We start from the raw sequence: 12,715 nt of genomic DNA, 5'->3' as shown, positions 1-12,715 counted from the left end.
CATCGTTACGAGGCAACATTAGTTACAATTGGCCTTTTTTACTGAAGTATTTTAGCAGAAAAAGTACGACGTAATAACCTTCAGTGATACGTACTACTCGCCTTAGAACGCTATTGTGTTTACTTTTATTAAATACCTACCTTTTAATTGACCTATGATTTCATCTGTAAATGTGACATCTGTTTTTTGCCATTGATTGCTGGGGCTTATTACAGCTTCGTTGATTTTTATTGGCATAGTAAATTCAGATGAGGTATCACTCCACCGATTCTCAAACCCTTCTGCGCTTTTCTTAACCTCCAGAACAGGAATTTTAGTGGTACGCAAATACTGATTAAAAAATGACGAGTAATCTGTACCGAGTTTGGTGTTGAAGTAGTTTAGGAGTGTCTTGGTATCAATGAAGGAATGTCGGAAATTAGTTTGAATATCTTTCAGTACAGAAAACCATAGCGGATCATCATTCACCGCGTGACGCAATGTGTTGAGCATGAGTGCCCCTTTGAAGTATTTGTCTTCAATTCGATAGTGGAAGTGATTTACGCCTTCTGCGCCAACAATGGGATGATCGTTGAGTATTTCGCTTTTGCGGGCGTTCAGGTGTTCCTGCCCCAATTTGTAGCCTAGCACTTCTTCAATGTACAGCGATTCGGCGTAGGTAGCGAAGGCTTCGTGAATCCAGACGTCAGCATTGTCGGTTATGCTAACGCTGTTCCCCCACCATTCGTGAGCGGTTTCGTGTAGAATCAATTGCTCATCAAAATATTGCCCAACGGCTACGCAGCTCTGATGTTCCATCGGATAAGGAGACTGGACTATTTTGAAACCATCGTTGCCGAAAGGGTACGGGCCGAAATACTTTTCGTAAACCGCCAGCATTTTGGGCACCATTGGTAGCTTCTTTTCCGCCAATTCTTGATCTTGCGGAAGAAAGTAGTAGTCCAGTGTCAGTGTATCCCTGCTCTGATTCACGTATTCACTACGCACGTTTTCGTAATTCCCAATGTGTACGGCAAGGTTGTAATTATTAATCGGATGCTGCACTTTCCAGTGGTAGGTACTCTTCCCGTCTGATGTCTCGGTTTCAGCCAAATTTCCGTTAGAAACAGCAACTAATTCTTCAGGAACGGTAACGTGAACCGAAGCACTATCGGGTTCATCGGACAAATGGTTTTTTACCGGCCACCAGGCTTTGGCTCCGTAGCCTTGGCATAGCGACTGAGCAAATGGTTGACCTTCACTATCCTCTTGCCACAGAAAGCCACTCGCCCAAATATCAAAATCAGCATCCAGTGGGTGTCCTTCGTAGCTTACCAGAATTTTAGCATCTGTTCCAGTTTTCAGTGTGTCAGGTAACGAAATGTACACCGCATCCAAATCTCGCTCAAACGCTAAACCTGTTCCTCCAAATTGGATAGAATTGATTTTTAAATACTCGAGCAGGTCAATTCTGATTCTGTTCGTCGCTTCCACTACTGTAAAGTGAGTGGCTGAACTGCCTTTTACCCATTCTTCGCCGGGATCAATGTCTAGTGTGAGATCGTAGTAATTGACATCGTAGCAAGCCAACTCAGGAGTTAATGTACCGTAGAGCGTGTCAGCTCGAGTGAACTCCCGGGTAGTATGATTACCAATTCTTAACGTTCGGTCGTACTCCTTCACCTGCTTCGTCGGTAGCGTAGAATTAGTAGTTGCTACGTATTCCAGTTTCTCATCAATCAACTTCTTCTCAAAGTCAACCTCCTGAATGTCGTTGAAGTACTGCCAAAAAGCCGAGTCATAGGGTTCATTACGGTTAATTAGCCCTTTCTTTCTTCTTAGCTTATCCACCGAGGTAGCTACTACACTCTCTTCCACTTGATTGATTAACAGCTCGGTAGAAAAAGCAGATTTCGCCGAAATAGTGTCAGTTTTCAGATCGTAGCAGCGGTAATCAAACCTTCGGAAGAAGTAGTAGGGAAACAGTTTTCCGTTCATTTCTCGGTACTCATACCCTTGATGATCCAGCATCGCCCCACATTTTTCTCCCTGTGGATTCACCGTTCGCCAAGCATAATTTTCGTGATCGGTCTCATCCACTTGCATAATCAGTTCATTCTTATACACCGAATAATTTTCCGTATCCACCAGCAGTCTCAATTCCCGTCCGTAGGATTTATTGGATAGCACGTAGACCAAACGATCATTAAAATAGGTAACCTTCTCAATTTCTAGCGATAATTTCCAGATAGACCTCTTGTATTGGCTGCCTATTGGTATCAGATTAATGCCACCGTTCAGTAGCAACAAAAGATGGTTGTGCCCTTCTTTCGCTTTAATAAACTGATCGGTATTTTGCTGGCGATTGTAGATTTTTCGGAAATTGGTAATGTCTATTTCCTTAAAGTCGCGAGTTAGCCGATCATCAAAAATATTGATAGCACATTCTAGCACTCCGGTTTGCTGGCTCTCACTAGAATGAATTTCTCGGTAAAAACCGCTCAGCTTAAAATCGCTGGTCGGGTAGCCCACTTCCTGATGAACTTTTTCCAGCACCCGCTCAAAAATTTCGTCGGCAGAAATACGCTTAGTTTCCACCGCTACCTCCTCCAAATTCACTATTGCTTCTTCCAATTCTATGGTTATGGCTTCTGGAAGATCACTGACCGGCTGATAGAAATTCTTGAATCCTACGTAGGTTACCGCCAGCGTATCTTCGCGCAAACTTTCGGGAATATTCAGTTTGAACGCTCCTTCCACATTGGTTATCGTGCCAACCGATTTTCCTTTGATAAAAACTGAGCAGAAGGGAAGCGGTTGTGCTGAGTTGGCATTGGTGATTTTACCGCTTATCGTTATAAAATTCTGAGCAGCTAGACTGATAGAGATAAGGGCGAAGCAAATTGTGAGGAGAGGTTTCATACCGTATCAACATTTCAGTCAAGTAATTATTGTTGATGCGATTACTGGGGTCGGGAGCTAGAAATTTATTTTATGCTTCTACTCTTGATCTGCTTCAAATAGCAGTAAAAGATCATTAGCTCTAGCCTCGATCATAGATAGGCTAGCATCATCTACTTTTTCCCTTTGCTCGTTAAGCAGCCTTTGCCTTGTAGCTTTTTCTTCAGCTTCTATTTCATCTGCCTGCTCCTCCATTTCTTTCTCCAAATGAATTACCCCGAAGCCCGTAATTATCGTTCGCATTTTCTCGTAATACTGCTCGTCCCAACCGTATTTATCGAGAATTGCCTTTACTTCTGGTTTATCATACAACTCCTGCCACTCGCTCATATCGCCCGTTTCACTGTACGCTGCTTTCATCTCGTCCAGCTCACCATTTTCATTGAGCTTATCTTCCAGTGCCTCAAGATCATCAGTCATAGGCTTAAATGTTTCTAAAAATTTATCCACGTCGCCAGGTGCCAATGCAGTATATTGTTCTCCACCCGACTGCGCCGATGCTTGAAGAGTAACTCCTAGTGCTAATACGGTAAACAGTAGTTTGATTACTTTCATGTTGGTAAGGTACCCAAAAGCCGGTATTAGGTTTTCTCAGCCGAAAAACGTCCTGCCACGTTTGTCAAATCAACGAAAATCGTATATTGAGGGGGTCATGACGAAGATTTCTGCTTCCATCATCACCCAAATCGGCCAAGCGGTGCGCCGGGCCGAACCCAACGCCGAGATTATCCTATTTGGCTCCCGCGCCCGCGGCGACGCCCGCCCCGACTCCGACTGGGACGTGCTGGTGTTACTGGATGGGAAGGTTACATTAGCTCGTGAGCAGAAAATATACCGTTTGATAGGTAAAGTGGAGTTAGCTACTGAAGAAGTATTATCTGTAATAATTTACGAGAAAGACTACTGGCAACAAATTCTAAAAGACACACCACTCTACGATGATATTGAGCGAGAAGGACTAACATTATGATAAAAGAAGAGCAGATAAAGTATCGTCTACAAAGGGCCGAAGAAAGCTACCAAGCTGCCCAGTTAATGGCTGACAATAAGTACTGGAACTTCTGTATTAATCGGCTGTACTACACTTGCTTTTATGCTGCCATCGCGCTACTACTCAAGCATAATATTACTCCAAAGACTCACGAAGGTGCCAAACGGCAATTTGGTTTGCACTTTGTCAAAACCGGAAAGATAAACGAAACTCATAATGCCCTCTACTTACAGCTTTTTGGCTAGCGGCAGAAGGGTGATTACGGCGATATGTTCGACTTCACCGAAGAACAAGTACTACCTCTCCTTAAACCAGTCCGTAATTTTCTGGATGCTATCCAACAACAAATTTAATCCACTTAACACTAATCATCACTCACTGACTATTCCGCTCACTTACCGTTCGCAGCGGGCAACGGTATCCGCAACAATACTTTCTTTGAGAAAGCTGAAATAAGCCCTATTTTAGTGCCTCATCGAATTTTTTGACAAACTTTACAACCTGACAATTTATGAAAACAATGAAAGGCCCCGCTATATTTTTAGCGCAGTTTATGAGCGATGACGCTCCCTTCAATACCCTAGAAAGTGCCTGTAAGTGGATGGCTTCGGTTGGATACAAAGGCGTACAGATTCCTACGTTTGATCCCCGCTGCATTGATCTGGCCAAAGCTGCCGAAAGCAAAGATTATTGCGACGAAATTAAGGGCATCTGCCAGGAAGCTGGAGTAGAAGTCACCGAGCTTTCTACGCATTTGCAAGGACAGTTGGTAGCGGTTCATCCCGCTTACGATGCCATGTTCGATGGTTTCGCCCCGGCAGAAGTTCACGGTAATCCGAAAGCTCGCACCGAGTGGGCGGTGAACCAAATGAAACTGGCGGCTAAAGCCAGCCGTAATTTCGGGATCGATGTTCACGCTACCTTTTCGGGAGCATTGGCTTGGCCGTTTATGTACCCCTGGCCCCAACGCCCAGCGGGGTTGGTAGAAATGGCTTTTAAAGAACTAGCTGATCGTTGGACACCCATTCTGAACGAATTTGATGAGCAAGGCGTAGACGTTTGCTACGAAATTCATCCCGGTGAAGATTTGCACGACGGAATTACGTTTGAAAAATTCCTGGAAGCTACGGGCAATCATAAGCGGGTAAAAATTCTGTACGATCCCAGCCACTTTGTTCTGCAACAACTGGATTATCTGGATTACATTGATATTTATCACGAGCATATCAATATGTTCCACGTGAAGGATGCCGAGTTTAATCCCACTGGTCGTTCGGGCGTGTACGGTGGTTACCAAGGTTGGGTTGATCGCCCGGGACGGTTCCGTTCGCTAGGTGATGGTCAGGTAGATTTTAGTGCCGTGTTCAGCAAACTGGCGCAGTACGATTACGATGGTTGGGCCGTCGTAGAATGGGAATGTGCTCTGAAGCATCCTGAACAAGGAGCCGCCGAAGGAGCACCTTTCGTCAGTGACCACATCATCCGCGTAACCGAAAAAGCCTTTGATGATTTCGCTGACAGCGGTGCCGATGATGAAGCCAACAAAAAGATTTTAGGAATAAAGAATTAGTATTACAGCGTTGTAGTTGGTAGCAACAAGCATCACACTACTGTAACACTTCAACACAATATCACCTGAACACTATAACACACTTAACTATGAACCAACGTATTTTATTAATTCTTAGCGGATTAGCGTTCGCAGTATTTACCGCTTGCTCTTCCGGGGAGTCATCTTCAGAAGAAGCCACCACTGAAGCTGAACCGGAAGTGGTTGAGACAGAAACTATGGCCAATGAATGGCAAGATTTATCATCGCTAGAAGCTTGGCGCAACTACAAAGCTGATACGCTGTCCGAAAAATGGAAGATGGAGGGCGAAGCCATTACTCTGGTAGAGAAGGGTGGCGGAACCATTGTTACTAAAGAGGAGTACGACAACTTTGAACTGGAAATGGAGTGGAAAATATCCGAAGGTGGCAACAGCGGTTTATTCTTTAATGTCATTGAGACTGACGAAGTTGGCCCAGCCTGGCACTCAGGTCCGGAGTATCAATTACTAGACAACGAACGCCATCAGGATGCCCAAATTCGCAAGCACCGAGCTGGTGATAACTACGATGTTCAACAGTCGACCGTAGAAACCGTAAAGCCCGCCGGAGAGTGGAATACCACTCGCTTAGTCGTTAACGGCGATCAGGTGGAGCACTATCTGAACGGTGAGAAAGTCGTTGAATACGAGTTGGGTTCTCCTGCGTGGCAAGATTCGGTTGCTGCCAGTAAATTTGGCGAACTACCCATGTACGGTAAAGCTGATCAAGGGCACATTGCTTTGCAAGACCACGGCGACAAGGTCTGGTTCCGTAATATTCGTATTCGGGAGATATAGCCATTTCTTTTTGTTCCCCCTTTTAAAAAGGGGGTTAGGGGGATCTCCTCTTATGATCTTAAAGCACTGGCGTTCGCTGGTGCTTTTTTTACGAAGACCAACTTGGAATTTTACTATTTTCGTAAGCAGAACTTCAGCAGGAAACTTATTCTTAGTTGATTCTAGTTATTTATCCGTATCACTTGTAATTTTCACACTGCCTGCAATAAGGTAGGTTCAAATCAATCAATATGCGAGTTTTTCTACAGCTACTTTGTGTCTCTGTCTTTGGCCTTTTTTTTCTGAACGGATGCAGCGAATCCCGCGATCGTCAGATTTTAGTACTATTTGAGCAAACGAATCCCCAAGCTTCTCAGGGTATCAGTATTCTTCGCCAACTGGGCGAAAATCAAAACTTTAAGGTAGATACCACCAGTCAATTCAATCAGATATCCGAAGAGCAGCTCCAGCAGTACAGTGCGGTTTTGTTGCTTGGTCTTCCTACCGATACCCTATCGGTACAAGTTCAAACAAATGTTGAACGACTAGTACAGGCCGGAGGTGGATTAGTGGCTATCAATGCGCCTATTCAAGCCAAATATACCTGGCCTTGGTACGAAAGCGTACTTAAAAGTCAGCCCGAAGTTATCGAGAATCCTGAGTATCAACAGACTCCGGTAGAGCTTACCTCAGTGTCTGATAAAGCTGAAAATCAATCTGCATCAAAGCAAATTAAACGCCCTTACGATGGGGGTCAGTTTTTTTACTTAGGGGGTCAGGATATTTCTACCGGATTGGAAAGTGATCAATTACAAGCTACTGTGCTGGAAGGTATCGAGTTTGCTATTGGCGATAATCAATTGAATTACGCGGTTGCTCGCTCATTACCCGTGCCGGAAGATAATCGTTTCGTCAAAAAAGTACTCATTCCCGGCCCACTGAATGAGCCTACCGAACTCACTATCTTACCTGATGGTAAAGTGGTATTCACCGAGCGAAAGGGAGCCGTTAAAATGTATTTCCCCGAAACAGAGAGCTATAAAACCATTGCTCAGCTAGATGTACATACTAAGTTTGAAGATGGACTGATGGGTATCGCCAAAGATCCCGATTTTTACCATAACAACTGGATTTATCTGTATTATTCTCCAGTAGGAGATAAGCCAGTTCAGCATCTTTCCCGATTTTTATTGCTAGGCGATAGTCTGATTATGTCATCGGAAAAGCTCATTATGGAAGTAGACGTACAGCGCGATGAATGCTGCCATACGGGTGGTTCTATTGCTTTTGGCCCCAACGGTTTATTGTATCTTTCCACCGGAGACGATACCAACCCCTTCCAGTCTGATGGTTATGCACCGATTGACGAGCGGCCGGGGCGGGCACCGTTTGATGCCCAAGGTTCATCCGGAAACTCTAACGATCTGCGCGGGAAAGTACTTCGTATCCGAGTGAATGATGACGCTACTTACTCCATTCCTGACAATAATTTATTTCCTAAAGATGGTTCGGTCGGGCGACCCGAGATTTATACGATGGGAACGCGGAACTCTTACCGCATCAGTATAGACCAGAAAACGGGTTGGCTTTACTGGGGCGATGTAGGTAACGATGCCCGAGTTGATAGTGAACGAGGACCGAAAGGATACGATGAAATTAATCAGGCCAAAGAAGCCGGTAACCACGGCTGGCCTCATTTCCGGGGAAACCGAGCTTACCCCGACTACGATTTTGCTACCGGAGAAATTGGCGAGTACTTTGATTTTAACGCTCCGGTCAATAATTCACCTAACAATACGGGAACTAAGGTTTTACCACCTTTCAAGAAGGCACTAATCTGGTACCCTTACGACGACTCTCCTGAGTTTCCTATTTTGGGTAAAGGTGGCCGGAATGCTATGGCTGGCCCGGTGTATCACTACGATCATTTCCCCCACAGCGACACTAAGCTTCCTAAGTACTACGACGAGAAGTTGTTTATCTACGACTGGATGCGGAACTGGATTATTGCAGTCACGCTAGACAATAACGGCGACCTGGTACGTTTAGAACCTTTCTTGGATTCTACAAAATTCGTGAAAATTATTGATATGGAAATGGGCCCCGACGGTAGCATCTACCTGCTAGAATACGGTACCGACTGGTTTGCCAAGAACCCTGATGCTTCCCTTTCCAAAATAGATTACTTCGAGGGAAACCGGGCCCCGGTGGTGCAAATCGCCGCCGATGAGACCGTAGGTGCTGCTCCGCTCACTGTCAATTTTTCTAGTGAGGGTTCTTTCGATTATGATGAAGAAGATCAACTATCGTATCAATGGCACTTCACCGATGCCGATAATGTGCAATCCGAAGAGGCAAATCCTAGTTTTACTTTTGATGCGCCAGGTATTTATTCGGTCAAACTGACTACTCTAGACGATAAAGGCGAGTCAACCAGTAAAGACATTGAAATACAGGTGGGCAATCAACCGCCAGCAGTTGATATTCAGCTCGCTTCTAATCAGACTTTTTACTGGGATAACGCTCCCATAGCGTATCAAGTAGTGGTAGAAGATCAGGAAGACGGTAGCCTTCAGAGTGGTATTGATCCTCAAAACGTCAACTTTGCGTTCAACTTTGTTCCGGGTGCCGCGACGGGTAGTGAAGATGATATGGGGCACAAAATGGTAGTAGACGGATTATCGCTGATTGAAAATAGTGGTTGCAAAGCCTGCCACGGTTTTGAAAAGCAATCGGTTGGCCCCGCTTACAACGCCGTAGCCGAACGCTACGAACGTAGTGAAGAAGTAACTACTATGCTAGTTAACAAAATTCTTCAAGGTGGAATGGGTAACTGGGGCGACCGAGCCATGCCTGCTCAGGCCGTTTCTCGCGAAGAAGCCGAAAACATCGTCGATTATATCTTGTCTATTGATGAAGCCTCATTATTACCGTTGCAAGGCAGTTTCGTAGCCGATCAGCACTTGGTGACCGGAAGCGGTACCTACGAGCTAACCGTGAAGTATAAAGACCAAGGTGGTGATCCGGTGGGTTCGCTGACTCGGGAAAAGACGATTATGTTACGTAACCCAAAAGTAGAAGCAGAATTGCACGATGAACGGTACCAGTGTCGCCCTCGGCAGCCCAGCCAGACTAATTATGCCTTTATGACTGATATGCGCGATGGTAGCTACTTTACCTTCGAGAACTTTAATCTACAAGGAATCGATATGCTGCAAACCAGAGTAGCAGCCAACCAAGCAGGAATCACGTTGGAAGTTCGGTTAGATGCTGTCGATGGCGATGTGGTTGCTGAAACAGCTATTCCCGCTACAGGCGGAGCTACCGAATGGACAACAATTGATTTACCCATTCAGCGTAACCCAAAAGAAACGCACACGCTTTACTTCGTAACCCGTGCTTCTGATGATAACTCGGCCAAAGCCTCCGTTGACTGGATTTATTTTCAGAACAGTGAGGTCGACTCGCGGGTTGCTAGTCGCTAAGCGAGCAACTATCTTTATATCTTTAGCCGAGGTCATTAAATTGGTCTCGGCTTTTTTCTAAACTTGCATTTACCAATTTCCTTAGCCTAATTTCATCTCATGCAACCTCTATTTTTTCTATTTGCTTTTTTTCTGTCAGCGCAAGGCATCGCTCAAACTGTTTTCCCACTATCTATTAGCGAAAATCAACGCTATTTGGTTAATGCCGAAGAAACCCCGTTTCTGTATCAGGCCGATACTCCCTGGTTTCTGTTTTTTAAACTTACTATGCCCGAGGTGAAGGAATACATGCTAGCCCGAAAAGCGCAGGGTTTTAATACGCTACAGATCATGCTGACTGGCGGGAAGGATTTAGAAAACATCTACGGTGAGCTGCCTTTTGATAACAATTATGACTTAGCTCAGCCTAACGAAAAATTCTTTCAGCGAGTAGACAGTATCGTAGTAGAAGCTCAACAGCAAAACCTGTTATTAGCCATAGTACCACTGTGGTCGGGTTGCTGTCGCGAAGATTATGCTGGGCAAGACAGCGAAGGCAATCCGTTACCGCTCAACCGGAACGGAGTAGAAAAAGCCCGAGCCTACGGCGAGTGGGTCGGGAACCGCTACGGCAATTACGATCATATTATGTGGGTACTGGGTGGCGACAACGACCCATTCAATGCACTGGAAGAAATTGAGGCGATGGCCGAGGGTTTACACCAAACTTCTAATAACCAGCTATTTACCTACCACGCTTCCTCCACCCACAGTAGTACCGATGTCTTTCCTGATGCCGATTGGCTAGACGTATCTATGGTATATACCTACTTCCGAGGGTTTAACAAGGCCTGGAATAAAATTCAGCCGGATGTATACGAGGTATGCTACGACGAATACCAAAAAACTCCCGCCCTCCCGTTTTTTCTGGGCGAATCCACCTACGAAGGAGAACACGATAACTGGGGTTCGGCACTTCAGGCTAGAAAGCAAGCCTATTGGGCCGTACTTTCGGGTGCTACTGGTCACGCCTACGGTTCACCCAACTGGCACCTTCGGGATGATTGGCGCGAGGTGCTGCAATTCCCGGGAGCGGAAAGTTTAAAGCATTTACCACCACTCATGCAATCATTCGGCTGGCCTCATTTACAACCCGATTGGCTAGGAACATTTATCATACGGGAAGACGGCGGTTATGCTACTAACGACTATGCCGTTACTGCCTTTTCAACTGATTCTTCCCAGGCTATTACCTACGTTCCCTCCGGTCGAGAACTGCAAGTTGATTTATCAATACTTTCTAGTGAAGCGATAGAACTCTCTTGGTTCAACCCACGCAGTGGCGAGACTACGATTATTGAAACTTCTTCTTTACCCGCCAAACCAACTATTGCTACGCCCGATCAGCAGGATTGGATTTTGCTGAGTAATGCCCAATAATTTCTCCAAGCTCAGTTACGCTGATTTGATTATCAGCTATCATACAGCAACTGAATATCTACGTCATTTATTCTAGCTACTTTCATTTCAGGGTCTAGTTGTTTAATTAGTTCGCCTAGTCGCTTCAAATCATCCATGAATTCCAAGTGATAATCTTCATGAAGTTTTTCTATCATACCAATAATTTTCCCCGCTCTTTTCACTACATACGGAGTGAACTTCAGCATTTTTCTGGGTGGGGCACTTGTCAGTTTCTTCATGTTAGGTTTGAGTAGCGAAATGAGCATATCGAGCTGAAGCTCAATTTCGCCAATCTTATCTTTGGTAATACTGCGGTACTCATTAATTGTTCCGCTACAATCTCGCATCTCCATCATCAAATACCCTGGGCTGTAATAGTACGCAGGATAGTACTCTGCCTTCCGCTGAATATAGTCTTTTACCTCTTCTTTACGTTCTTGCGTAGCTCCTTCACCTTCCAGCAGCTTAAACTGTAGCTGGTTGAGTAGATTTAAATCTTTAGCAATTAGCCGAAGCAGTAATTTATCTTTCTCCTTTTCGGGCATTTCAATAATTGCCTGCCTCAGTTCTTTTTCAATTTTTACCATAGGTTAAAAAAGTTGCATGTAGTTCTTAAACAAAAAAGCCAGAACCAACTAAATGATTCCAGCTTCTTAGTCTTTTTTAATAGGAGTGACGCAAAATCATCAATGAAGTCTTGTTAAGCTTCCAGAAATAAGACCGGTGTCTTTGTCTAAATTCTGCTATAGTTCTTTGATCCTGATGTTTCGGTAATACACTTTCTGTCCTACTTGTTCTTCTCTTCCAGCACCGTGTAGTTGCAATGCGATGAACCCTTTACTATGCTGTTCGTCGGTAGTTTGTACTGCCTCTACATCGTTAATCCAGGTTTTGAAGGTGTTACCTTCTGCTCGTATCTTAAAGCGATTCCAGTCACCTGCCCTAAATGCTTCTTGGGCTTTCGGCTGACCTGTTAGAGGAACTAGCCATCCCCGACCACCTTCTTCGTAGAAACCACCCGTCCAAGCTCGCTCAGAAGGATCGATCTCAACCTGGTAACCATAGACACGACCGGCCTCCCAATCTCGCGAGCCTTCTTCCAGTTTACCATTAATATAGGCAATAGTAGTATCCCTCTCATAGGTAGCACTCCTAATCTGAACGCCTGAATTTATAGCCGAATCAATTTTGAATTCTACCTCAAGAACGAAGTCATCGTATTCGCCCTGGGTAGCTAAAAAGCAGTTGGGTAGACCTTTTTCAGTTAGCCCTACAATCATGCCGTCTTCCACGTAAAAGTTGGCGTCGCCTCCCAACACTTCCCATCCAGAAAGGTCATCCCCGTTGAACAGAAACTGCCACTCTTCTGAAGAGGTGGTCGCTTGTTTTTCTTTGGTAACTTCTTCCGAGTTATTGGAGGGCGGGGAACATCCCAACAAGCATACTACGATGGCAACAGTGATCCTCAATATCATATTTTAAAGTTGAGTTT

10 protein-coding genes are annotated in these 12,715 nt (G+C 44.9%); 6 read left to right on the top strand and 4 right to left on the bottom strand.

Annotation, left to right across the window (positions count from 1 at the left end):
- Nucleotides 1–102: 102 nt before the first annotated feature.
- Together P0M28_RS14305 and P0M28_RS14300 are read right to left on the bottom strand one after the other, a co-directional pair.
- Nucleotides 103–2,901 (bottom strand): M1 family metallopeptidase, encoded by a 2,799-nt coding sequence (locus tag P0M28_RS14305; protein WP_302210592.1) that lies wholly within the window; start codon nt 2,899–2,901, stop codon nt 103–105.
- Between the two features lie 78 nt (nt 2,902–2,979).
- Complete coding sequence (locus P0M28_RS14300; RefSeq protein WP_302210591.1) at nt 2,980–3,495, bottom strand: hypothetical protein; 516 nt, start codon at nt 3,493–3,495, stop codon at nt 2,980–2,982.
- 97 nt (nt 3,496–3,592) lie between these two features.
- On the opposite strand from P0M28_RS14300, the gene P0M28_RS14295 reads away from it, so the two are divergent.
- The 6 genes from P0M28_RS14295 to P0M28_RS14270 all read left to right on the top strand — a co-directional run bounded on the left by P0M28_RS14295 (nt 3,593) and on the right by P0M28_RS14270 (nt 11,202).
- Nucleotides 3,593–3,910, top strand: coding sequence for a nucleotidyltransferase domain-containing protein (locus P0M28_RS14295; RefSeq protein ID WP_302210590.1), 318 nt, complete (start codon nt 3,593–3,595; stop codon nt 3,908–3,910).
- Nucleotides 3,907–4,176, top strand: a complete 270-nt coding sequence (locus tag P0M28_RS14290; RefSeq protein WP_302210589.1) for a HEPN domain-containing protein — start codon at nt 3,907–3,909, stop codon at nt 4,174–4,176. Before P0M28_RS14295 ends, P0M28_RS14290 begins: the two co-directional genes overlap by 4 nt.
- 266 nt (nt 4,177–4,442) lie before the next feature.
- Nucleotides 4,443–5,501, top strand: coding sequence for a sugar phosphate isomerase/epimerase family protein (locus P0M28_RS14285; protein ID WP_302210588.1), 1,059 nt, complete (start codon nt 4,443–4,445; stop codon nt 5,499–5,501).
- An 89-nt stretch (nt 5,502–5,590) separates the two neighbouring features.
- Nucleotides 5,591–6,319, top strand: a complete 729-nt coding sequence (locus tag P0M28_RS14280; RefSeq protein WP_302210587.1) for a 3-keto-disaccharide hydrolase — start codon at nt 5,591–5,593, stop codon at nt 6,317–6,319.
- 230 nt (nt 6,320–6,549) lie between these two features.
- Nucleotides 6,550–9,783, top strand: coding sequence for a PQQ-dependent sugar dehydrogenase (locus tag P0M28_RS14275; RefSeq protein WP_302210586.1), 3,234 nt, complete (start codon nt 6,550–6,552; stop codon nt 9,781–9,783).
- 99 nt (nt 9,784–9,882) lie between these two features.
- Nucleotides 9,883–11,202: a glycoside hydrolase family 140 protein gene (locus P0M28_RS14270; protein ID WP_302210585.1), complete on the top strand. Its 1,320-nt coding sequence runs from the start codon at nt 9,883–9,885 to the stop codon at nt 11,200–11,202.
- Nucleotides 11,203–11,234: 32 nt separating this feature from the next.
- On the opposite strand, the gene P0M28_RS14265 is transcribed toward P0M28_RS14270, so the two are convergent.
- Entirely contained in the window at nt 11,235–11,810 is a 576-nt protein-coding gene (locus tag P0M28_RS14265; protein WP_302210583.1) for a hypothetical protein, read from the bottom strand.
- A 156-nt stretch (nt 11,811–11,966) separates the two neighbouring features.
- Entirely contained in the window at nt 11,967–12,698 is a 732-nt protein-coding gene (locus tag P0M28_RS14260; RefSeq protein WP_302210582.1) for a 3-keto-disaccharide hydrolase, read from the bottom strand.
- Nucleotides 12,699–12,715 lie beyond the last annotated feature (17 nt).

This window comes from Tunicatimonas pelagia (assembly GCF_030506325.1).
Lineage (GTDB): Bacteria > Bacteroidota > Bacteroidia > Cytophagales > Cyclobacteriaceae > Tunicatimonas > Tunicatimonas pelagia.
The sequence above is the reverse complement of the archived record's forward strand: the minus strand, read 5'-3'. Positions and strand labels throughout refer to the sequence as shown.